This window comes from Mycobacterium sp. MUNTM1 (genome assembly GCF_054660795.1).
Map to the genome: position 1 here is coordinate 98,201 of NZ_BAAGDE010000002.1, position 21,088 is coordinate 119,288.

21 protein-coding genes are annotated in these 21,088 nt (G+C 66.8%); 6 read left to right on the forward strand and 15 right to left on the reverse strand.

All coding sequences use genetic code 11. From position 1 onward, the window contains the following. Nucleotides 1-51: 51 nt before the first annotated feature. The 3 genes from ACYQ8K_RS02030 to ACYQ8K_RS02040 form a co-directional block, all read right to left on the reverse strand. Nucleotides 52-987: an enoyl-CoA hydratase gene (locus ACYQ8K_RS02030; protein WP_459966716.1), complete on the reverse strand. Its 936-nt coding sequence runs from the start codon at nucleotides 985-987 to the stop codon at nucleotides 52-54. A 100-nt stretch (nucleotides 988-1,087) separates the two neighbouring features. Then, nucleotides 1,088-1,876, reverse strand: a complete 789-nt coding sequence (locus ACYQ8K_RS02035; RefSeq protein WP_459966717.1) for an ABC transporter permease — start codon at nucleotides 1,874-1,876, stop codon at nucleotides 1,088-1,090. After that, the gene (locus ACYQ8K_RS02040; protein ID WP_459966828.1) at nucleotides 1,876-2,640 is read right to left on the reverse strand and encodes an ABC transporter ATP-binding protein; all 765 of its coding nucleotides are present in this window, start codon (nucleotides 2,638-2,640) and stop codon (nucleotides 1,876-1,878) included. Before ACYQ8K_RS02040 ends, ACYQ8K_RS02035 begins: the two co-directional genes overlap by 1 nt. 80 nt (nucleotides 2,641-2,720) lie before the next feature. Here ACYQ8K_RS02040 and ACYQ8K_RS02045 point away from each other — a divergent pair, with 80 nt between their 5' ends. From ACYQ8K_RS02045 to ACYQ8K_RS02055, 3 genes are all read left to right on the forward strand, one after another. Continuing rightward, complete coding sequence (locus ACYQ8K_RS02045) at nucleotides 2,721-2,885, forward strand: hypothetical protein (protein ID WP_007772513.1); 165 nt, start codon at nucleotides 2,721-2,723, stop codon at nucleotides 2,883-2,885. Next, nucleotides 2,886-4,367: an alpha,alpha-trehalose-phosphate synthase (UDP-forming) gene (locus ACYQ8K_RS02050; RefSeq protein WP_459966718.1), complete on the forward strand. Its 1,482-nt coding sequence runs from the start codon at nucleotides 2,886-2,888 to the stop codon at nucleotides 4,365-4,367. A gap of 84 nt (nucleotides 4,368-4,451) precedes the next feature. Beyond that, a complete protein-coding gene (locus tag ACYQ8K_RS02055; RefSeq protein WP_459966719.1) occupies nucleotides 4,452-5,030 on the forward strand; it encodes a hypothetical protein in 579 nt (192 codons plus the stop codon). A gap of 16 nt (nucleotides 5,031-5,046) precedes the next feature. Here the strand turns inward: ACYQ8K_RS02055 and ACYQ8K_RS02060 are convergent, their stop codons facing one another. The 12 genes from ACYQ8K_RS02060 to ACYQ8K_RS02115 all read right to left on the reverse strand — a co-directional run bounded on the left by ACYQ8K_RS02060 (nucleotide 5,047) and on the right by ACYQ8K_RS02115 (nucleotide 16,927). Next, entirely contained in the window at nucleotides 5,047-5,538 is a 492-nt protein-coding gene (locus ACYQ8K_RS02060) for a mammalian cell entry protein (protein WP_459966720.1), read from the reverse strand. Next, the gene (locus ACYQ8K_RS02065; protein WP_459966721.1) at nucleotides 5,538-6,245 is read right to left on the reverse strand and encodes a mammalian cell entry protein; all 708 of its coding nucleotides are present in this window, start codon (nucleotides 6,243-6,245) and stop codon (nucleotides 5,538-5,540) included. Before ACYQ8K_RS02065 ends, ACYQ8K_RS02060 begins: the two co-directional genes overlap by 1 nt. Beyond that, nucleotides 6,245-7,972: a virulence factor Mce family protein gene (locus ACYQ8K_RS02070; protein ID WP_459966722.1), complete on the reverse strand. Its 1,728-nt coding sequence runs from the start codon at nucleotides 7,970-7,972 to the stop codon at nucleotides 6,245-6,247. The genes ACYQ8K_RS02065 and ACYQ8K_RS02070 overlap by 1 nt, the downstream gene beginning before the upstream one ends. Nucleotides 7,973-7,985: 13 nt before the next feature. Further along, complete coding sequence (locus ACYQ8K_RS02075) at nucleotides 7,986-9,140, reverse strand: virulence factor Mce family protein (protein WP_459966723.1); 1,155 nt, start codon at nucleotides 9,138-9,140, stop codon at nucleotides 7,986-7,988. Continuing rightward, nucleotides 9,137-10,585 carry a virulence factor Mce family protein gene (locus tag ACYQ8K_RS02080; protein WP_459966724.1) on the reverse strand — a complete coding sequence of 483 codons (1,449 nt, stop codon included), beginning with the start codon at nucleotides 10,583-10,585 and terminating at the stop codon, nucleotides 9,137-9,139. The genes ACYQ8K_RS02075 and ACYQ8K_RS02080 overlap by 4 nt, the downstream gene beginning before the upstream one ends. After that, nucleotides 10,582-11,646 (reverse strand): virulence factor Mce family protein, encoded by a 1,065-nt coding sequence (locus tag ACYQ8K_RS02085; RefSeq protein WP_459966725.1) that lies wholly within the window; start codon nucleotides 11,644-11,646, stop codon nucleotides 10,582-10,584. Before ACYQ8K_RS02085 ends, ACYQ8K_RS02080 begins: the two co-directional genes overlap by 4 nt. Then, entirely contained in the window at nucleotides 11,636-12,691 is a 1,056-nt protein-coding gene (locus ACYQ8K_RS02090) for a virulence factor Mce family protein (protein ID WP_459966726.1), read from the reverse strand. The genes ACYQ8K_RS02085 and ACYQ8K_RS02090 overlap by 11 nt, the downstream gene beginning before the upstream one ends. Beyond that, the gene (locus ACYQ8K_RS02095) at nucleotides 12,691-13,893 is read right to left on the reverse strand and encodes a virulence factor Mce family protein (protein WP_459966727.1); all 1,203 of its coding nucleotides are present in this window, start codon (nucleotides 13,891-13,893) and stop codon (nucleotides 12,691-12,693) included. Before ACYQ8K_RS02095 ends, ACYQ8K_RS02090 begins: the two co-directional genes overlap by 1 nt. 20 nt (nucleotides 13,894-13,913) lie before the next feature. Continuing rightward, nucleotides 13,914-14,756 carry an MlaE family ABC transporter permease gene (locus tag ACYQ8K_RS02100; protein WP_007772500.1) on the reverse strand — a complete coding sequence of 281 codons (843 nt, stop codon included), beginning with the start codon at nucleotides 14,754-14,756 and terminating at the stop codon, nucleotides 13,914-13,916. A gap of 19 nt (nucleotides 14,757-14,775) precedes the next feature. Beyond that, nucleotides 14,776-15,540: an MlaE family ABC transporter permease gene (locus ACYQ8K_RS02105; RefSeq protein WP_014379050.1), complete on the reverse strand. Its 765-nt coding sequence runs from the start codon at nucleotides 15,538-15,540 to the stop codon at nucleotides 14,776-14,778. Nucleotides 15,541-15,776: 236 nt separating this feature from the next. Continuing rightward, a complete protein-coding gene (locus ACYQ8K_RS02110; RefSeq protein WP_459966728.1) occupies nucleotides 15,777-16,691 on the reverse strand; it encodes a 3-oxoacyl-ACP reductase in 915 nt (304 codons plus the stop codon). 44 nt (nucleotides 16,692-16,735) lie between these two features. Then, entirely contained in the window at nucleotides 16,736-16,927 is a 192-nt protein-coding gene (locus ACYQ8K_RS02115; protein WP_007772497.1) for a ferredoxin, read from the reverse strand. A gap of 212 nt (nucleotides 16,928-17,139) precedes the next feature. Between ACYQ8K_RS02115 and ACYQ8K_RS02120 the strand changes: the two genes are divergently transcribed. Genes ACYQ8K_RS02120 through fadD17 form a run of 3 tightly spaced genes read left to right on the forward strand, consistent with a single transcriptional unit; the run spans nucleotide 17,140 to nucleotide 20,965 of the window. Next, a complete protein-coding gene (locus tag ACYQ8K_RS02120; protein WP_459966729.1) occupies nucleotides 17,140-18,321 on the forward strand; it encodes an acyl-CoA dehydrogenase in 1,182 nt (393 codons plus the stop codon). 29 nt (nucleotides 18,322-18,350) lie between these two features. After that, nucleotides 18,351-19,448, forward strand: a complete 1,098-nt coding sequence (locus tag ACYQ8K_RS02125) for an acyl-CoA dehydrogenase family protein (protein WP_459966730.1) — start codon at nucleotides 18,351-18,353, stop codon at nucleotides 19,446-19,448. 5 nt (nucleotides 19,449-19,453) lie between these two features. Next, nucleotides 19,454-20,965, forward strand: a complete 1,512-nt coding sequence (gene fadD17, locus ACYQ8K_RS02130) for a long-chain-fatty-acid--CoA ligase FadD17 (protein ID WP_459966732.1) — start codon at nucleotides 19,454-19,456, stop codon at nucleotides 20,963-20,965. The last annotated feature ends 123 nt before the right edge of the window (nucleotides 20,966-21,088 follow it).

Consider the following 21,088-nt stretch of genomic DNA (forward strand, 5'->3'; position numbering starts at 1 on the left):
TCGGGGTGAATATCGCTACCCCCGGTCTCGTTAGGCCTCTGCCGCGCGGCGCTACGGCGTGTCGCGGCGCGCCAGCTTGGTCGGCTTCGCGTCGCGCCAATCCTCGACGTGCGGGGGCTGGCCAACCGGCCACCGGTTTTCGTTGAACGCCGCCCAGTGGGCATGCCCCAGCAGGTGCACGTGGAACGCGTGCCGCAGCGCCTCGGTGTACCCCATCGCGTCGGAGGCGGCGTTGACCGAATCCTTGATGAGCAGCGACGCCATCGTCGGCCGCTCGGCGATGCGTCGCGCGAATTCGAGTGTCTTTTCCTCTAATTCGTCGACAGCGAAAACCTTGGACACCATGCCGAGCCGGTGGGCCTCGTCCGCGTCGATCGAATCACCGGTCAACAGCAGCTCTTTGGCCTTGCGTGGTCCGAATTCCCAAGGGTGAGCGTAGTATTCGACACCGGGCATGCCCAGCCGGACGGCGACGACGTCGCTGAACTTGGCGTTGTCGGCCGCGACGATCAGGTCGCACGCCCAGATCAACATCAAGCCGGCCGAGATCGCGTTGCCCTGCACCTGGGCGATGGTGATTTTGCGCAGATCGCGCCAGCGGCAAGTGTTTTCGAAGAAATAGTGCCACTCCTGGTGGTACAGCTTCTCCATGATCGGCTCGAGCGTCGCCCCGCGCGAACGGAAGCTCGGGTGCTGCCCCGGCCCCGGCGCGCGCTCGGCCAGGGCCTGCTCGGAACCTAAATCATGGCCGGCGGAGAAGTTCCTGCCGCGCGCCGCCAGGATCACCACTCGAACCGTGTCGTCGGCCTCGGCCCGGCCGAACGCCTCGTCGAGCTGGACCAGCAGGAGCCGACTCTGCGCGTTGTGGGCGTCGGGCCGGTTCAGCCAGATCCGGGCGATGCGGCCCTCGTCGAGCGTCTCGTAGGCCACCAGCTCCGGGGAGTTGGCATCGGCCGCCCCGGTGTCGGCTTGCTCGGAGACTGTCATTCCGCCCACCTCGTTCGTCGTTGAATTGGCCTTGTTTACAGATTACGGCCAGTGTGTAACCGCACACGCGCTGGGGTGATCGGCCGCCGGGCCTGCATTCTCACCCGGCGGTCGCGGGCCGCCGGCCCAGCGGCAGCAGCCGATGGTCGCGGGTGAACACCAGCCGGGCGATGCCCATCGCGACGACCACGGTGGTGGCCGCGACCGAACCCAGGATCAAGAACATCACCACGGCCTGCACCAGCACGGCCTGCAGCGGCGGCACCCCGGCGAGGATGAGGCCGGTCATGGCGCCCGGCAGGAACACCAGGCCGGTGGCCTTGGTCGTTTCGATCTGCGGTGATATGGCCGAGCGCAAGGCGATTCGCAGGTACGGCGCCGCGGCCTGCCTCGACGGTTGCCCCAGGGCGAGGCGGGCCTCGACCTCGTCGCGCTTGTCGCGCAGCTCGTCGACCAACCGCCGAGCCACCAGCACCATGGCGGTCATCGAGTTGCCGATCATCATCCCGGCGACCGGCACCAGCGTGCGCCCCTGCAGCGGGAACACCCGCAGGCCGAAGATCACCCCCAGCGTCACCGCCGCCGCACCGGTGAACGCGGCCACGGCCAACGGCGCAAACCGCGGCACCTCCGGTGCCCTGCGCCGGGCGACATCCCCCGCGTAGGCCACCATTGCCGCGACCCACGCCCATGACCACCACAGCGACCGGCCCGGCTCGAACAGCAGCGTCAGCGCGCCGCCCACCAACAGCAGCTGCGCCAGCGCGCGGGCCGCGGCCCACAGCAGCTGGCGCTCCAGACCCAGCCGCCGCCACAGCGAGATCCCGGCCGCGAACGCCACCAAGATCAGCGACGTCGCCAGGCCCACCCAGCCGACTTGACCGTTCATCACGCCACCGAACCGTCGCCGGGCTTCGAGGCGACCGGCCCCAGGCCCAGGCTGCGGCCGGACTCCAGGCGCAGGACCCGGTCGGCCGCCCTTTCCACCTGCGCCGAGTTGTGGGTGACCCATAGGGCGGGGGTTCCGTCGGCGGCCAGGTCGCGCACCGCGCGCTCGATGACTTCGGCCGCCCCGGTGTCGACGGCGGAGGTCGGTTCGTCCAGCAGCAGCACCTGCGGTTGCGCCATCAGGGTGCGGGCCAGGCACACGCGTTGTGCCTCGCCACCCGAGAGGGCGGCCACGTCGCGGTCCAACCACGACCCGGTCAGCGCCACGCGGGCCAGCGTTTCGCGTATCCGCGCGTCGGACGCGTCGGGATCGGCGGCCCGCAGGTTGTCGGCGACCGTGCCGGGAAATGGCGTCGGCCGCTGAAAGCACATGCCCACCCGGCGTCGCAGCCTCAGCGGGTCGAGCCCGGTGATGTCCGACCCGTAGAAGGACACCCGTCCGCTCGTCGGCAGCTCCAGCCGGTTGCACAGCCGAAGCAGGGTCGATTTGCCCGAGCCCGACGGGCCGAACACCGCCGTCACACCGTGCCCCGGAATGGCGGCGGTCAGCCCGTCCAGCGCGCGCACTCCCTGCCGTTCCACGACAACGTCGACGAACTCGAACACCACATCGTTTCCGGCGTCCTGATCGATCACCCGCTTATCCTGCATCACCGCGGCGGCGCTCGATCGTGTCTTCGCGAGCTGCGCGGCGAGGCCCTGCAAACCAGCCATAAATGCGGCCAGAGCCCGTTAGCTGGTGAGACGGCCTGCGACCGGTCGGCGGCGTCGCCTACAGTTAAGTCATGCCTACAAAATCTGACCCTGGCGAAATCGGCGACGTCGAGCCGGTGGCCGACGACACTGCGAGCCAGGCCAGGCGGGTCGTCGCGGCGTACGCCAACGACGCGGACGAGTGCCGGGTGTTTCTGTCCATGCTGGGTATCGGGCCGGCGAAACTCGACGCGTAAATGTCTCCCGGGGGCGGGCGAGGCTCGAAAACGGCCGGATTCGGCAATTCCGACTTCGTCGTGGTCGCCAACCGGTTGCCGGTGGATCAGGAGCGCCTCCCCGACGGCACCACCGCCTGGAAGCGCAGCCCGGGCGGGCTGGTCACGGCGCTCGAGCCGCTGCTGCGCCGCCAGCGCGGGGCGTGGGTCGGCTGGCCCGGGATCGTCGCCGAGGACAGCGACCATGATGACGAGCCCATCGTTCAGGAGGACCTGGAGCTTCGGCCGGTCAAGCTGAGCGCCGACGATGTCGCCGAGTACTACGAGGGTTTCTCGAACGCCACGCTGTGGCCCCTGTATCACGACGTCATCGTCAAGCCGATCTACCATCGCGAATGGTGGGAGCGCTACGTCGCCGTCAATCGCCGCTTCGCCGAGGCCACCTCCCGCGCCGCGGCACAAGGCGCGACGGTCTGGGTGCAGGACTACCAGCTGCAGCTGGTCCCGAAGATGCTGCGCGAATTGCGGCCCGACCTGACCATCGGCTTCTTCCTGCACATTCCTTTCCCGCCCGTCGAGCTGTTCATGCAGATGCCGTGGCGAACCGAGATCGTCGAGGGCCTGCTCGGGGCCGACCTGGTCGGCTTCCATCTCGCCGGCGGCGCACAGAACTTCCTGTTCCTTGCCCGGCGGCTGATCGGCGCCAACACCTCGCGCGGGGCGGTGGGAGTGCGGTCGCGGTACGGCGAGGTCGAGCTCGAGTCCCGGGTGGTCCGGGTCGGCGCCTTTCCCATCTCCATCGACTCCAGCTCGCTGGACCAGGCGGCCCGGCACCGCGACATCAAGCGCCGTGCCCGCGAGATCCGGGCCGAACTGGGCAACCCCCGCAGGGTGCTGCTCGGCGTCGACCGGCTGGACTACACCAAGGGCATCGACGTTCGGCTGAAAGCCTTTTCGGAGCTGCTCGCGGAGGGCCGGGTCAAGCGCGACGACACGGTGCTGGTCCAGCTGGCCACACCCAGCCGCGAACGGGTGGACAGTTATCAGCAGCTGCGCAACGACATTGAACGCCAGGTCGGCCACATCAACGGCGAGTACGGCGAAGTCGGGCATCCGGTGGTGCACTACCTGCACCGCCCGGTCCCCCGCGACGAACTGATCGCGTTCTTCGTCGCCGCCGACGTCATGCTGGTCACGCCGCTGCGCGACGGGATGAACCTGGTCGCCAAGGAGTATGTCGCCTGCCGCAGCGACCTCGGCGGCGCGCTGGTCCTGTCCGAATTCACCGGCGCCGCCGCCGAACTCCGGCAGGCGTACCTGGTCAACCCGCACGACCTCGAAGGCGTCAAGGACACCATCGAGGCCGCCCTGAACCAATCCACCGACGACGGACGGCGCCGGATGCGGTCGCTGCGCCGCCAGGTCCTGGCGCACGACGTCGACCGCTGGGCGAGGTCGTTCCTCGATGCGCTCGCCGAAGCCCGATCCGGTGATGCCGATTAACTCGCGTGGGCAGGACCCCATGGTGTTGCCGCCCGAACGCTGTGATACTCAGGTTCAGCGTCGCAGGCGAGGGAGGAGTATCAGATGAAGCTCCGTCACGGGATGGCCGCGGGTGCCGGCATCTGCACGGCCGTCGCGGTGGGAATCGCGCTGCAGTCCGGTCAACCGGCCAAGGCGCTCGGGCCACCGGCCGACGGTAACTATTCGTTCAACGAGGCGGGCGTGTCCGGGGTGACCTGGACCATCACGGCGATATGCGATCAGCCGTCCGGAACCCGGAACATGAATGACTACTCCGACCCGATCGTGTTCGCGATGGGGTGTGCGCTCAACGTCGTCAGCTTTACCGATGAGCGGATCAGCGCCGCGGACAAGTTGCAGAACTTCAGCGGCCGTGCCCGGATGTCCAGCATGCTCTGGACTTTCCAAGTCACCAAGGACAATGGCGTGTCCTGTCCGGGCGGCGGCACCGCACCGTCCACCGAAACCTTCGCGTTCAGCGACGAGACGATGAGCGGTACCCACACCACGCTGCACGGACCCGTGTGCGGCATGCAGCCGGAGATGAAGAAGCAACCGTTCTCGCTGTCGATGATCGGGCCGCCGCCCAGCCCGGTGCAGCGTTACCCGTTGTACTGCAACGGCATTGCGATGTGCTACTGAACGTCGGCCGGGGAGCTTAGATCGGCGTGATGTAGGCGATCAGCCACTGCTTGCCGACCTTCTTGAAGTCGACCCGCAACCGGCTGCCGTCATACAGCGGCTGGCGTGACTTGTCGGTCACGGTCCGGTTCATGAAGACCATCACCGACGCCGATTCCCGCTTGGCCGACATCACCCCCACGCCAACGACATTGGCCTGCACGACAACTTCGCGCTTCTTGGCCTCGGGGATGATCTGGTTGTTCGCGCTCTTCTGAAACTCGGCGCGGTAGTCGGGGGTCAGCAACGGATACGCCGCCGACAGGCTGCGCTCGACGGTTTGGTAGTCGTACGCGAAGACCTCGGGGATTTCCTTGGCCGCCTTCCCGGGCAGCACCGCACGCGCCTCCTGCTCGCCGCGCGTCTGCACCCGGTCCCAGTACATCCAGCCCGCCACCGCGGACAGCCCGACGAACGCCACCGCCACGAGGCAACCCGCGACGAGAAGCAGCCAACGCCGCCATCGCATCAATTGCCCCCGTCGGGATATTTCAGGTCGTAGCCACTCATCTTCCCGGCCTCGTCTTCGTGCACGATGACGCGCAGGCGATACGGCATGGACGGCTTGTTGACGCCGTCGATGTCGGCGACGGTGACGCGCACCGAAACCAGCACCGAGGCGTTATCGGTAACGGCGTCAACGCCTTCCAACGCGGCGCCGTTGACAACGGCCTCGGATGTGGCATTGGTGGAGCGGAACAGTGCCTTGAGATTTTCGGCATTGTTGTTCGCGCCGAGCATCCCGCGCAGCGGGCCACTGGTGCCGTTGATGAAGCGGTTCACGCTCTCGTCGATGTTGTCCTGCTTGTAGCTGAACATGTTGACGACCGTCTGCGTCGCGGTGTCGACGAAACGCTGATCGCGCGCCTGCGCCGCGGTGGCGTGACGCTGCTGGACAAGCAGCACCGCCACACCACCGGCCAGCGCGCCGACCGCCAACAGCGCAGCGGCGAACGAAATCCACGCGACCAAAGCGCGGTGCGGCTGCCGTCGTGGTGGCGGCTTGATGGATTTGAGGGCCTTGACGGGTTTCGCCGACGGCTTGGGCGCGGCCGCGACCTCGGCGCGGACCGTGACGTCCGGCGCCGGCTCGCCCCTGGCCGGGCCCGCCGCGCGCGAAGCGCGTCGACGAACCCGCGGCGTGGTCTTTGGTTCGTCTGCCACGGCAGGGTCCATTACATCGGCCTTGGATCAAGCATGAGGTCCACCCAGTTCTCGGCGCCGGAGGTACCGGTGGCGCCGGCCGCGAAGATACCAGTGCCACCGGCCGGATCGACAAACGCGCCGGTCTTCTGGTCGTAGGTCGCATAGGCCGGCGGCCCGCTGGCCTGCGGCTGGCCGCCGGGCGGCGGACCCCACGGCTTCTCCGGGCCCGGGCCCGCCGGCGGCGGGTTAATGCCCAACGGCGGTGCCGGCGGGGGCAGCCACTTCGGGTACGGGAGCTGCGGCGGCACCGGCGGCACCCCGGGCGGCTGCCACGACGTGAACGGCGGTGGCGGCCCGTTGTCATTGGGCGGCGGCGGGTCGAAGGCCGGCTGCTTGTTCGGCAACGGCCCCGGCCCCGGCTCCACGCCCGGAGGCGGCGGCCCGACGATGGGTGTGCCCGGATCCGGTTCGGCGCCCGGCGGGATGTATGGAAACTTGTTGGGCGGCAACACGTTCAACCCGTTGGTCATCGGGGTGTCGTACGGCACCGGCGGTCCGCGCCACGGGTTTCGGCCGACCGGCACGTAGCCCTTCGGGTCGCGGCACAGCTGGATCGTCGGGGCGCGCTTGCCGGGGAACTCCTGGCATGGGTAGTTGCGCGCGCCGCGCACGGTGCTCGGATCGTTTTGCGCGGTCTTGCAGTACATGTCCTTCGGCAGCTCGCGCACCGTCTCGTCGGCCGGGGTGCGCATCAACGGCGGCGGCAGGAAGCCGACGGCGCAGGGCGGCGGGTCGTTGAGGTCGAGCTTGAAGTCCAGCTTGCCGCCTTCGTCGATAGGCGGGCCGCCGGCCATCGTGATAATGGCGGCGAACAGCGCCGGCAGGACGACCAGCAGCTGCTCGATCGACTTGTGATAGATCACGCCCACCCGGCCAAGGTTGGCCAGGCTGGCCGCCAGCGCCGGGAACGAGGGGCGGATGCCGGAGAACGCGGTGCTGGCCTCGTCGGTGGCGCCCGGCGCCGTCGCCAGCGTGTCACGAAGCTGCGGGTCCGCCTGGCGCACCTCGGAGGTGAACCGCGCCAGCCCGTCGGACAGCGACTTGATGTCGCCGCCGGCGCGGATCTGGGCCTGCAGGAACGGGCCGGCCTGATCGATCAATTGCGAGACCTGCGGATAGTTGGCGTTGGCCTCGTCCACCAGCAGCCGGGCTGACTCGTACAGCCTGGCCATCTCGGGACCGGAACCGTTGGCCGCGATGAACGTCTCGTGCAGCAGCTCGCGCAGCCGGGTGTCGCCCAGGCTGTTGACCAACGTTTCCGAGCGCTTCAACAGGTCGGCGACGTCTTGGCCGATCCGGGTGTTCTGGCGCGCGATACGAGAACCGTTGACCAGCTTGCTCGTTGCCGGTGAGCTGGGGGGCACCAGGTCGATGTATTGCTCGCCGACCGCCGACACACTCTTGACGGTCGCGGTGACGTTGGACGGGATGGCGGTGCCGCTGTTCAGCCGCATGTCGGCGATGACGCCGTTGGGGCTCAGGCCCACCGACTCGACCCGGCCGACCGCCACGCCGCGGTAGGTGACGTTGGCATTTTTATACAGGCCGCCACCGGCAACGAAATCGGCGCTCACGCCGTAGGTTCCGATACCGAACGTCGCGGGCAGCCGCAGGTAGAAGATCGCCATCACGGTCAGCGTGATGACGGTGATCACCGCGAAGATCGCCAGCTGGATCTTGGTCAGTCTGTCGTGCATCTGCGCCCGCCCCCTAATGCCCCGAAGCCGTGCCGGGCGGAATCTTGAACGGATCGGCCGCCTGTCCGGACAGGTTGGCCAGTTCGCCGGTCAAGAAGTCGGGCGGATTGAGGATTTCGTTCATGTGGGCCATGTTCGGGTCGAAATACGCCGTGGTGAAGAACGTTTCACCGAGCCGACGCACTGTGAGGTCGAAGGTGGTGAACACGTTGAGGTAGTCGCCACGCACGGCCTGCTTGATGCCGTAGTTGGGGAACGGGAAAGTCAGCAAGATCTGCAACGAAGTGACCAGGTTTTTCCGGTTGTCGTTCAGCGCCTTCACGACCGAATACAGGTCCTTCATGTCGGCGGCGAAGTCCACCTTGGTCTTTGCCAGGATGTTCGAGGTGACGTTCGCCAGCTTGTGCAGTGCACCGAAGGCCTCGACGATGTGATCGCGGTTTTTGTTGAGCACGCGAATCGCCTCGGGCAACGTGTCCAGCGCTCGGCCAAGGTTGTCCTTGTCGTGCGCCAGGTTCGCCGAGAACCGGTTCAATCCGTCGACCGCATCGATGATGTCGTTGACCTGACGGTTCAGCCCCGAGGTCAATTCCGCCAGCCTGGGGACAAGATCGACGAACTGGTCCTGGCGCCCCGCGACGGCCCGGTAGGTCTCGTCGGTGATCTCTTCCAGCGCACCGACATTGCCCTTGTTCACCACGACGCCCAGCGCCGAGAGCACCTCCTCGGTGGTCGGATAACGGCCGGTGTTGGCCTCCGCGATCTTCGACCCGTCCTTCAACTTGCCGACGGCCGGTTTGTCCTTCGGACGCGCCAGGTCGATGTGCATCGAACCGAGCAGCGACGTCTGGGCGACCGTCGCGGTCGAGTTGGCGGGCAGCACCACGTTTTTGTCGAGCGCCAATTTGACTGCGGCATAGAACGATCCGTCGGCCCGCTGTTCGGCCGAGATGCCGGCGACGCTGCCGACGGTGACGTCGTCCACCATGACCGGAGAGTTCTGCGGCAGGGTCGCGACGTCGGGCAGCTCGACGGTGATCGAATAGGCGCCGCTGCCGTGGCCGGCGGTGCCCGGCATCGCCAGGGAGTTCAGCCCGCTGAACTGGCAGCCGGCCAGCAACACGCTGCCCGTCGCCAATCCGCCTGCACGCAACCACATTCGGTTCATCCGCCACCGCCCAAGTCGGCGGCCGGCCCGCTGGGCGCCTGGCCCGGAGCCGGACCCGGCAGCGGACCGAACGCGTTTCCAGGGGTGGGGCCAGGGCCGGGCGCGGGAGCGGCACCCGCCGGTGCCGGTTGGCCCGGCCCGGGAGCGGCCTGCGGAGCCGTGGGGACCAGCAGGGCCTGCAGGTCTGCCGGGTTCTGCGCGGCCGGCGGCGTCTGGGTGCCCTTGGCTGGGATCCAGGTCAACTGTGGCACCGGGGTCGCCGACTTGGCCTGGGTTTCCGGAGTGTCGTAGATGATCTGGCCCTTGTACGCCGTGATCGTGTTGAGCGGGTGGAACATCAGCGGCGGGTAGTTCACGGTGAGCCGGCGCAGCACCGGGCCCAGCCGCTCGCGGCAGAGTTCGGCGCGCTTGAAGTAGTCGGGTGCCCTGGGCCCGGCGGCGGTTTCGAAGGAGCCACCGCAGATGAACTGCACGGGGTTGGCGAATTCCGGTATCGACAGCAGACCGTTGAGCGTGCCCTGCGCGGGGTCATAAATGTTGTAGAAGTTGGCGATACCCGGGCCTGCCACGTGCAACACCTGCTCGATGTTGTCGCTCTGATCGCTGAGCGTCTTCGCAAAGTCGTTGAGGTTGTTGACCGTATCGACGATCGTCGAGTTGTTCTCGTGCAGGAAACCCCGGATGTCCGACAGCGCCTTGTTGAGGGTGCCCAGGGTGGTGTCGAGGTGGCGCGAGCTGTCGGCGAGCACCTGCGAAACCGAGGCGACGTTGCCGGCGAACTGGACGATCTGCTCGTTGCTGGACGAGAGGGCGTTGACCAGTACCTGCAGGTTTTTCACCGTGCCGAAGATGTCGCTGCGCGAATCCCCAAGGCGCCCAGCGGCTTGCGAGAGCTCACGCAATGCGTTGTGGAACGACTGGCCCTTGCCGTCGAAGGTATCCGCGGCCTGGTTGATCGCCGCGCCCAATGGACCCTGCATGGATCCGGCGGTCGGGCCGAGCTGGACGGCCAGCTGGGTCAGCGACTCCTTGACCTCGTCCCATTCCACCGGGACCGCGGTGCGGCCCAGTCCGATGCTGGCGCCGTCGGCCATCTCCGGGCCGCTGGTGTACGCGGGCGTCAGCTGAATGAACCGGGCCGCCACCAGGTTTGGGGACATGATGATCGCCTTGGCGTCCTTTGGAACCTTCACGTCCTTGGAGACCGACATGGTGATCTTGACGTCGGACGGCCGCGGCTCGATCGTGTCGATGGTGCCGACCGGGACACCGAGGATGCGCACCTGGTCACCGGGGTACAGGCCGACGGCGGAGGTGAAGTAGCCGACGATCTTGCGGTTATTCGCTTGCGACGACAGCACATACACGCCACCCACCAACACCGCGACGAGCGCGATGATGGTGGCGTAGCGCAGCGCCCTGCTGCCGAGGATCCGCTGCGTCATGGCGCCTTCGGCCTGATCGTCCAGCGTTCCTGAATCAGGCCGCGCAGGTAGTCGGCGAGGCTGGCAGGCATCTTGCCGGGCTGGTAGAAGAAGTCGAACATCGTGGCAACCAACGGCGCCGGGATCACGCCGTAGACGTTGACGTTGAATCCGGGACCCGAACCGACGACCTCACCCAGCTCGGTGGCGTAGGTGGGCAGCCGCTTGAGGGCCTCGGTGATGTAGTCGCGGCGCTCGTTGAGGTTGGACAGCACGTCGTTGAGCTTGCCCAGCGCGGGACCGAATTCCTTGCGGTTGTCGGCGACGAAGCCGGAGATCTGTGTGGAGAGATCCTGGATCCCCGAGATCAGCTGGGCCAGGGCGCCGCGCCGTTCGTCGAGGGCGGCGAACAATTCGTTGCCGTCATCGACCAGTTTGTTGACCTGCTCGGCGCGCTGGGACAGCACGCCGGTGACCGACTTCGCGTGCGCCAGCAGGCTTTGCAGCGCCTCGTCCCGGCGGTCCAGGGTGCGCGACAGCGACGTCACGCCGTCCAGCGCGCCGCGCAGCTGCGGGTTGGCGTCATGCAGCGTGTCGGTCAGCACGTTCAGCGCCTTCTCGAACTGCGGCTTGTCCAGGTTGTTGGCGTTCTGTCCCAGGTCCTCGAGCGCACCGGCGAGCGTGTACGGCGTCGTCGTCCGGCTGAGCGGGATGGTGGTCGCCTTGCCGCCGCCGGCCGGGGTCACCGAGATGGAGCGCTCACCGAGGATGGTGTCGGTGCGAATCGCGGCCAGCGACTGGTCGCCGACCGCGACGTGGCGGTCGACGCTGAAGCTGATCTTGGCGCTGTCGCCGGCCAGGCCGACCGAGGTCACCTTACCGACCTTGAAGCCCGAAACGTAAACGGCGTTACCGGGATTGATGCCGCCCGCGTCGGTGAAGTAGGCGTCGTAGATCTTTCCTTGAGGCCAGAACGGTAATCCGGAGTAGCCGAACGCGATGAGCACGACACACACCACCAGCACCACGCCGAAAATGCCGGTGCGCAGTGGATCGCGCTCACGCCTTGCGTTACTTGGCAAAAGCGCACCTCCCCTTGCTGGGATCCACCTGGCCACCGAGCGGCAGCAGGATGTCGCTGCCGGCCGGGCCGTTGATCTTGATCGTGACGGAGCAGAAGTAGATGTTGAAGAACGACCCGTAGGCGCCGAGAGCGGACAGCCGCAGGTAGTCCTCGCCCAGCTGCTCGACGTCGTTGTTCACCTCGGCCTTGCGGTTGTCTATCTCGGTGGCCAGCGGGCGGGTGTTCTCCAGGATGCCCTGCAGCGGGCGACGCGAATTCTTCAGCAGCTCAGTCAGATCCGTGGTGGTCGAGGCCAGGGGTGGGATGGCGCCGGCGATGTCGTCCTTGTGCTGGGCCAGCCCGGTGATCAGCTGCTGCAGCTGGTCGACGCTGGCCGAGAACTGTGCGCTGCGCTGGTCCACGGTGGTCAGGACCGTGTTGAGGTTGTTGATCACGTCGCCGATCAACTGGTCGCGCTGGCCCAGCGCCGAGGAGAACGCGCTGGTGTCGGCCAGCACGTCGGACAACGCCCCGCCCTGGCCCTGCAGCAACTGGATGACTGCGCTGCTGATCGTGTTGACCTTGTCGGCGTCAAGGCCTTTGAGCACCGGTCGCAGTCCACCCAACAGCGCGTCGAGATCCAGTGCGGGCTGGGTGTGCTGGCTGTTGATCGTCGCGCCGGCCGGCAGCTTGCGCAGCTCCCCGGGCCCCGACGTGATCTCCAGGAACCGGTCGCCGACCAGGTTTTCGTAGCGGATCACCGCGCGCGTGGACGAATACAGCGTGTAACGCTTGTCGACCCCGAACTTGACGTCGATGGTGTTATCGGGGTTGAGCTTGATGCCCGACACCGCGCCGACCGGCACCCCCGCGATGCGCACCTTCTGGCCGGACTTCAGCCGCGACACGTCGGTAAACGTTGCGTGATAAGTACTTTCGGGACCGAACCGGAAGTCACCGAAGACCACCACCAGGCCCGCCGACACCAACAGCATGGCCACCGCGAAGATGCTGACCTTGATCATCATCTCGCGGTGCGACGGCATTCCCGAACTGTCCGGCATCAGAAGTCGTCCCGTTCCGCGAACGCGCCGTGGAACAAGAACTGCAACGTAGAGGGCGCGTCGAACTGCAGCTCGGTGAACGGCTCGTACGGGATGTTGGCGTTGTCCGTCACCAGGAACGGCGCCCGGTACCACGACCCACCGTGTTGCTTGTTCGGGATGTCGGGCAGGCCACGGCAGTTCGGGCCGCCGGAGGCATTCACGATCGGCAACGATTCCGGATACGTATACGACGGCGCACCCAGCACGAAGCTCGACGACGTGAACAGGCCGGCTTTCTTCACGCCGAGGATCGGTCCGAATTCCTTCAGGCCCCGGTCGATTCCGGCGAACAGGCAGCCGAATTCCGGCGAGTACTCGGCGGCCACCTTGAGCGGTGCCCGGAGCCGGTTGATCGCATCGATGAAGTCCTGTTCGGCCGGAGCCAGAGTGTCATACGCGTTGTTCGACAGGCCGATCGTGGCCAGCAGCGTGTCGTTGAGATTCTTCTGCTGATCCACCACCGTCTTGTTGATTGTCGGCAGGTTGTCGATCACGGTGGTCAGGTCCGGCGCGGCGTCGGCGTAGGTGTTGGCTACCACCGCCGTCTTGCGGAAGTCCTCCTGTAACGCCGGCAGCTTCGGGTTCGCCTGCTGCGTCAGCGTATTCAGACCGGTCAGGATGCCGCCCAGGTCGTCGCCGTGGCCACGGAGGCCCTCGGCGAACGCGCTCAACGTGCCGTTGAGTTCGACGGGATCGATCTTGTGCAGCAGGTCCATCAACGACTGGAACAAGGTGTTGACTTCCAGCTGCACCGAGGAGGCCGCCACGTGCGCGTCCGGACGCAGCGACGTCGGCGAGGGAGCCTGCGGCGGAATGAATTCCACCGCCTTGGCACCGAAGATGGTGTTGCCCGCGATGTGCACCGTCGCGTTGGACGGGATGAAGTGCATGTCGTCGCTGTTGATACCCAGCGTCAGCCGCGCCTGGTCACCGGAGTAGTCGATGGTTTCGACCTTGCCGATCTGAATACCCCGGTACTTGACCTTGGCGCCCTTCTCCATCACCAGCCCGGCCCGGGGCGCCGACACCGTGACGTTGTCGATCGACGCGAAGGCCGCCGTGTAGGAAAGGTAGGTCAGCACAGCGAAAGCCACCATCAGGCTGGCAAGCACTGCTGCTGCCACCCGGACGGTTGTGCGTCGCGCGTCTGTTTCTGCCATGTCCCTGTTAAGCGGTCCTCTTATCCGGAGAGGTTGAAGTTACCGGACGCCCCATACACAGCGAGCGAGATGAACAATGTGATGACGACCACGACGATCAGCGAAGTCCGCACGGCCTGACCGACCGCGATCCCGACGCCGACCGGACCGCCGTGGGCGTTGTAGCCGTAATAGGTATGGACGAGCATCACCGCGATCGACATCACGATCGCCTGCAGGAACGACCACAACAGGTCCGACGGAATGAGGAACGTGTTGAAGTAGTGGTCGTAGAGGCCCTTTGACTGCCCGTTGATGTACACCGTGGTGAAACGCGCGGCGAAGAACGCGGCCAGCACCGACAGCGAGTACAGCGGGATGATGGCGATGAGACCGGCGATCAGGCGGGTCGAGACCAGGTAGGACACCGAGTGCACCGCCATGCATTCGACGGCGTCGATCTCCTCGGACACCCGCATGGCGCCCAATTGGGCGGTGGCGCCGGCACCGATGGTGGCGGCCAGCGCGATGCCGGCGATCACCGGCGCGACGACCCGGACATTCAGGAATGCCGACAGGAATCCGGTCAGCGCCTCGATGCCGATGTTGCCCAGCGACGAATAACCCTGCACGGCAATGACTCCGCCGGAGGCCAGGGTCAAAAAGGCCGCCACACCGACGGTGCCGCCGATCATGACGAGCGCGCCCGCGCCCATCGTCATCTCGGCGATCAGCCGGACGGTCTCCTTGCGGTATCGGGTAAGCGCATTGGGGACGTAGCGCATGGTCTGCCCGTAGAACAACGCCTGCTCGCCGAAGTCGTCAACGGGCTCTTGCAGCCGGGTGAAGATACGGCGGAACCGCAGTGTGGCGTCGTAACTCATGGCGTGCGCACCCGTCCCATCACTTCGCCGAGATCCGCACGCCGATGGCGGTCATCACCACGTTGATCACGAACAGACAGATGAAGGCGTAGACCACGGTTTCGTTGACCGCGTTGCCGACGCCCTTGGGCCCACCCTTGACGGTGAGGCCGCGGTAGCAGCCCACCATACCGGCCATCACGCCGAACAGCAGCGCCTTGACCTCGGCCAGCACCAGCTCGCGCAGGCCGGTAAGCACCGTCAACCCGTTGATGAAAGCGCCGGGGTTGACGCCCTGCAAAAAGACGGAGAACACATAGCCACCGGAAAGGCCGATGGCGCATACCAATCCATTGAGCAGCAACGCCACCACCGTGGAGGCCAGCACGCGGGGCACGACCAGGCGCTGGATCGGGTCGATGCCGAGCACCCGCATCGCGTCGATCTCTTCGCGGATGGTGCGGGCGCCGAGATCGGCGCAGATCGCGGTGGCACCGGCGCCCGCCACGACGAGCACCGTCACCACCGGCCCCAGCTGGGTGATGGTGCCGAACGCCGTCCCGGCGCCGGACAGGTCGGCGGCGCCGATCTCGCGCAGCAGAATGTTGAGGGTGAAGGCCACCAGGACGGTGAACGGGATGGACACCAACAGCGTGGGGACCAACGACACGCGCGCGATCATCCACGTCTGGTCGAGAAACTCACCGAATTGAAACGGCCGGCGAAACGCTGCCCGGCCGGTATCCATCATCATTTCGAAAAATCCGCCGACGGCGCGGGCGGGAACCGCAAGTTGTTCCCTCAACGCGGTTCCCCCCTCGGTTTGGTCTCGGCGAAGTCTATGCGTGGCCTTTGCGTCGTCTACGGTCGCACGTGGCTCGGTGTGAGCCGGATCATATTAACTCAGAACAAGTTCACCATGTCAATGAACAGTACTTCTTTATCCAAACCGTTAATTCGCCAGGTCAGAAGCACTTGTCACGTGTCAAACTGACACACGTTCTACCTGGCGATTCCCCCCAATCGACCAGCCTTTTATGGCTATTGCTCCATCAGCCCGCCAGCCGAGAAATTGTGCTCAGGATCACGGCCAGCAAAGTAATCCTGCAGCGTCGAACTCAGCTGAGCGGGGTCCCAAGCGACGCCGTCGGCGCTGAATTTCCGCTCCACGGTCGGCGCGGCGACCAATGTCACCTGTGGACCGTAGACGATGAACACCTGACCGTTCACCTCGGCGGCCGCCGGAGACGACAGGAACTTCACCAGACTGACCACATGCTCGGGCGACAACGGGTCGACGCCGCCCGCCTCCACCTCGGGTGCGTCGCCGAACACGTCGGCGGTCATCGCGGTGCGCGCGCGGGGGCAGATGGCGTTGGCACACACCCCGTAGCGGCCGAGCGCCCGTGCGGCCGTGAGGGTGAGCGAGATGATGCCCGCCTTGGCGGCGCCGTAGTTGGCCTGCCCAACCGGACCGACCAGGCCCGCCTCCGACGCGGTGTTGACGATGCGCCCGAACACCTGGCCGCCGGCGTCCTTGGCCTTGGCGCGCCAGTAGGTCGCCGCGTTGCGGGTCAGCAGGAAGTGACCGCGCAGGTGCACGGCGATGACGAGATCCCACTCCTCGTCGGACATGTTGAACAGCATGCGGTCGCGGGTGATCCCGGCGTTGTTGACCACAATGTCGAGCCCACCCAGCGAGTCGGCCTGAGCAACCAGTTCATCGGCGGTGGCGCGTTCGCTGATGTCGCCGGCCACCGCGACGGCCTTCGACCCGACGGAGTTGATCTCGTCGATGACGTCGGAGGCGTCCAGCGCCGCGGCGATGTCGTTGACGACGACGGTTGCGCCCTGCCGTGCCAGGCCCAGCGCCTCGGCGCGTCCCAGGCCCGCGGCCGCACCGGTCACCACCGCGACCTTTCCGGAGAGATCGGTCGCGTTCGTGCTGCTAGTCAATTTATGAATACCTCTAGTTTCGGGTTACGCGCGCTGGGCTCGAATTAGTCGCCGCGCTGAAGTGCCGCGCGCGGGCATTCGGCGATCGCCTGTTCGGCGAGTTGCTCCTGATCGGCCGGGATCGGGTCGAGCTTCACCACGGCATAGTCCTCGTCGTCCAGGTCGAAGATATCTGGCGCAATTCCCAAGCACACCGCGTTACCTTCACACCGGTCACGGTCCACGATCACCCGCACAGCACCCTCCTTGAACCTGGCCTTCACCGCAGGACTCGCCTCATCAGTATGTAGGTCCACCATAGGGCCCCGACACCTCTGGCGAAACGGTCGCTGGATTCCCAGACTAGAACGTGTTACAACCGGGGAGGCGAACGGGTAGCCGTTGGTCGAGCTGCAGCCTGTGACGAGGCTTGTTACTCCGAACGTCGTAAACCTCAAGGACGGCCGAAATGCGTATCAGTTACACCCCGGAACAAGAGGAGCTGCGTCGCGAGCTGCGGTCGTACTTCACCGACCTGATGACCCCCGAGCGCCGGGAGGCGCTGACCTCTTCAGGGGGCGGCGAGGTCGGCACCGGCACCGCCTACCGCGACACCGTCGCGCAGATGGGCAAGGACGGATGGCTCACCCTGAACTGGCCCAAGGAGTACGGGGGCCAGGACCGCTCCCCGATGGACTCGCTGATCTTCACCGACGAGGCCGCCATCGCCGGCGTGCCGGTCCCGTTCCTGACCATCAACAGCGTGGCGCCGACGATCATGGCGTTCGGCACCGAGGAACAGAAGAAGTACTTCCTGCCCAAGATCGCCGCCGGTGAACTGCACTTCTCCATCGGCTACTCCGAGCCCGGCGCCGGCACCGACCTGGCCAACCTACGCACCACGGCGGTGCGCGACGGCGACGACTACGTCATCAACGGCCAGAAGATGTGGACCAGCCTGATCGCCTACGCGGACTGGGTGTGGCTGGCGGTGCGCACCAACCCCGAGGCCAAGAAGCACCGCGGCATTTCGATGCTGACGGTGCCGACCACCGCCGAGGGTTTCTCCTGGACGCCGGTGCACACCATGGCGGGCGTGGACACCAGCGCCACCTACTACTCCGATGTGCGTGTCCCGGTGACCAACCTGGTCGGCGAGGAGAACGGCGGTTGGAAACTGGTGACCAACCAGCTCAACCACGAGCGGGTCGCGCTGGTCTCGCCGCAACCGATCTTCCTGGCCCTGCGCGAGGTTCGCGAATGGGCGCAGAACACCAAGGACGCCGGCGGCGCCCGGCTGATCGACTCGGAATGGGTGCAGATCAACCTGGCCCGCGTGCACGCCAAGGCCGAAGTGCTCAAGCTGATCAACTGGGAACTTGCCTCGGCGGCGAACGAAGCGTTGTCGCCGGCCGACGCGTCGGCGGCCAAGGTGTACGGCACCGAGCTGGCCACCGAAGCCTACCGGCTGCTGATGGAGGTGCTGGGTACCGCCGCGACGGTGCGCCAGAATTCGCCGGGCTCGTTGCTGCGCGGCCGGGTCGAACGGATGCACCGGGCCTGCCTGATCCTGACGTTCGGCGGCGGCACCAACGAAGTGCAGCGCGACATCATCGGAATGGTCGCGCTCGGCCTGCCCCGGAACCGCTGAGCCGCTACGGAATAGAAGGACGGACGTTCATGGATTTCACCACCACCGAAGCGGCGAATGACCTCGGGAACCTGGTCGACACCATCGTGGACTCGGTATGCACCCCCGAACACCAGCGCGAGCTCGACGGGCTCGATCAGCGGTTCGACCGCGACCTGTGGCGCAAGCTGATCGACGCCGGCATCCTGTCCAGCGCCTCGGCTTCGTCGCTGGGCGGCGACGGCTTCGGCGCGCTCGAGCAGATCGCGATCCTGGTGGCGCTGGGACACCAGCTGGCCGCGGTGCCCTACCTGGAGTCGGTGGTGCTGGGCGCCGGGGCGCTGGCCCGCTTCGGCTCCGAAGAGCTGCAACAAAACTGGGGCGTGCCCGCGGTCAACGGCGATAAGACGCTGACCGTCGCCCTCGACGCCGAGATGGGCGACGGTCCCGTGCAGGCGGTCGGCGCCGGCGGCGGTTACCGGCTGACCGGAACCCGCACCCAGGTCGGCTTCGGCCCGGTCGCCGACGCGTTCCTGGTGCCCGCCGAAACGGATTCCGGCACTGCGGTTTTCCTGGTCGCCGCCGATGACCCCGGCGTCACGGTGACCGCGCTGGAAACCACCGGCCTGGGCAGCGTAGGGCACCTGGCCCTGGATGGGACCGAGGTGGACGCCGGGCGCAAGGTCGGCGGCGCCGAGGTCGTGACGTGGCTCGGCACGCTGGGCACGTTGGGCCGCAGCGCTTTCCAGCTCGGGGTGCTCGAGCGGGGTCTGCAGATGACGGCCGAATACGCGCGCGAGCGTGAGCAATTCGACCGCCCGATCGGCAGCTTCCAGGCGGTGTCGCAGCGGCTGGCCGACGGGTACATCGACGTCAAGGGGCTGCGGCTCACGCTCACCCAGGCGGGCTGGCGGGTCTCGGAGGACATTCCGGCCGAAATCGACGTCGCCAGTGCGGCGTTCTGGGCGGCGGACGCCGGTCACCGGGTGGCGCACACCATCGTGCATGTGCACGGCGGCGTCGGCGTCGACACCGACCACCCCGCGCACCGCTACTTCCTGGCCGCGAAGGAGACCGAGTTCGCGCTGGGCGGCGCCACCGGGCAGCTGCGCCGGATCGGCCGGGAGCTGGCCGAGACGCCCGCTTAGGCGCAATGGAACTCACCGATGACCTGACGGTCACCAAGCTGCTGGCGCCGCTGACCGAGATCGACGATCGGGGTATCTACTTCGAGGACTCCTTCACCAGCTGGCGCGATCACCTGCAGCACGGTGCCGCCATCGCCGCGGCGTTGCGGGCGCGGTTGGACCCGGGCCGGCCGCCGCATGTGGGCGTGCTGCTGGAGAACACTCCGTTCTTCTCGGCGATGCTGGCGGCGGCGGGCATGTCGGGGATCGTGCCGGTGGGGCTCAACCCGGTGCGCCGCGGTGCGGCGCTGCAACGCGACATCGCACGGGCCGATTGCCAATTGGTGCTGGCCGACTCGAAGTCGGCTGAGACGCTGGGCGACATCGAGCACCTGAACGCCGACTCGCCCGAGTGGGCCGAGGAGATCGCCGCGCATAGCGACGCGCGGCTCTCCTTCCAGAACGCCTTGCCGGCCGACCTGTTCATGTTGATCTTCACGTCGGGCACCAGCGGTGAGCCCAAGGCGGTCAAGTGCAGCCACGGCAAGGTCGCGATCGCGGGCGTGACGATGTCACGGCGCTTCGACCTCGGCCGAGACGACGTCTGCTACGTCTCGATGCCCTTGTTTCATTCCAACGCGGTGCTGGTCGGCTGGGCGGTGGCGGCGGCCTGCGAGGGCTCGATGGCCTTGCGGCGCAAGTTCTCCGCTTCGAACTTCATCGTCGACGTGCGTCGCTACGGCGCCACCTACGCGAATTACGTGGGCAAGCCGCTGTCGTATGTGCTCGCCACGCCCGAGCGGCCCGACGATGCGGACAACCCGCTGCGCGCGGTCTACGGCAACGAGGGCGTGCCCGAGGACATCGAGCGCTTCGGACGCAGGTTCGGGTGCGTCGTGCAGGACGGGTTCGGCTCCACCGAAGGCGGCGTGGCCATCGCGCGCACGCCCGATACGCCGGCGGGTTCACTGGGCCCGCTTCCCGACGGCATCGACATCATCGATCCCGACACCGGCGCGTCATGCCCGCCGGGCGTGGTCGGCGAACTGGTCAACACTGCGGGGCCGGGCCGGTTCGAGGGTTACTACAACGACGAGGCGGCCGAGGCGGAGCGGATGGCCGGCGGGGTGTACCACAGCGGTGATCTGGCCTACCGCGACGACGCCGGCTACGCGTACTTCGCTGGGCGACTGGGCGATTGGATGCGGGTCGACGGCGAAAACCTCGGTGCGGCCCCGATCGAACGGGTCCTGCTGCGCCACCCCGATATCGCCGAGGTCGCGGTGTATCCGGTGCCGGACGCCATCGTCGGCGACCAGGTGATGGCCGCGGTGGTGCTGGCGCCGGGCACCGAGTTCGACGACGAGAAGTTCCGCGCCTTCCTGGCCGAGCAGCCGGACCTGGGACCCAAACAGTGGCCGTCGTACGTACGGGTCAGCGCCGAACTTCCGCGGACGGTGACGTTCAAAGTGCTGAAGCGACAGCTGGCCGCCCAAGGCGTCGACTGCGGCGATCCGGTGTGGAAGATCCAGCGTTAGAGCCACCCGAGGGCGGGCGTTGCCGCCTGATACGTGCTGCTGGCAGTAAACTCAGCGGTTGATGAAAATCCGCGAAGAGATCGCCGGCTCCATCGTGATCGGGTCGCTGGGTGCCGGTTTCAC

What these genes read in the sequence shown, in the direction of transcription:
- ACYQ8K_RS02030 (WP_459966716.1), bottom strand. Translation starts at nt 987, where the DNA reads ATGACAGTCTCCGAGCAAGCCGACACCGGGGCGGCCGATGCCAACTCC.
- ACYQ8K_RS02035 (WP_459966717.1), bottom strand. Translation starts at nt 1,876, where the DNA reads ATGAACGGTCAAGTCGGCTGGGTGGGCCTGGCGACGTCGCTGATCTTG.
- ACYQ8K_RS02045 (WP_007772513.1), top strand. Translation starts at nt 2,721, where the DNA reads ATGCCTACAAAATCTGACCCTGGCGAAATCGGCGACGTCGAGCCGGTG.
- ACYQ8K_RS02050 (WP_459966718.1), top strand. Translation starts at nt 2,886, where the DNA reads ATGTCTCCCGGGGGCGGGCGAGGCTCGAAAACGGCCGGATTCGGCAAT.
- ACYQ8K_RS02055 (WP_459966719.1), top strand. Translation starts at nt 4,452, where the DNA reads ATGAAGCTCCGTCACGGGATGGCCGCGGGTGCCGGCATCTGCACGGCC.
- ACYQ8K_RS02060 (WP_459966720.1), bottom strand. Translation starts at nt 5,538, where the DNA reads ATGCGATGGCGGCGTTGGCTGCTTCTCGTCGCGGGTTGCCTCGTGGCG.
- ACYQ8K_RS02065 (WP_459966721.1), bottom strand. Translation starts at nt 6,245, where the DNA reads ATGGACCCTGCCGTGGCAGACGAACCAAAGACCACGCCGCGGGTTCGT.
- ACYQ8K_RS02070 (WP_459966722.1), bottom strand. Translation starts at nt 7,972, where the DNA reads ATGCACGACAGACTGACCAAGATCCAGCTGGCGATCTTCGCGGTGATC.
- ACYQ8K_RS02075 (WP_459966723.1), bottom strand. Translation starts at nt 9,140, where the DNA reads ATGAACCGAATGTGGTTGCGTGCAGGCGGATTGGCGACGGGCAGCGTG.
- ACYQ8K_RS02080 (WP_459966724.1), bottom strand. Translation starts at nt 10,585, where the DNA reads ATGACGCAGCGGATCCTCGGCAGCAGGGCGCTGCGCTACGCCACCATC.
- ACYQ8K_RS02090 (WP_459966726.1), bottom strand. Translation starts at nt 12,691, where the DNA reads ATGCCGGACAGTTCGGGAATGCCGTCGCACCGCGAGATGATGATCAAG.
- ACYQ8K_RS02095 (WP_459966727.1), bottom strand. Translation starts at nt 13,893, where the DNA reads ATGGCAGAAACAGACGCGCGACGCACAACCGTCCGGGTGGCAGCAGCA.
- ACYQ8K_RS02100 (WP_007772500.1), bottom strand. Translation starts at nt 14,756, where the DNA reads ATGAGTTACGACGCCACACTGCGGTTCCGCCGTATCTTCACCCGGCTG.
- ACYQ8K_RS02120 (WP_459966729.1), top strand. Translation starts at nt 17,140, where the DNA reads ATGCGTATCAGTTACACCCCGGAACAAGAGGAGCTGCGTCGCGAGCTG.
- ACYQ8K_RS02125 (WP_459966730.1), top strand. Translation starts at nt 18,351, where the DNA reads ATGGATTTCACCACCACCGAAGCGGCGAATGACCTCGGGAACCTGGTC.
- fadD17 (WP_459966732.1), top strand. Translation starts at nt 19,454, where the DNA reads ATGGAACTCACCGATGACCTGACGGTCACCAAGCTGCTGGCGCCGCTG.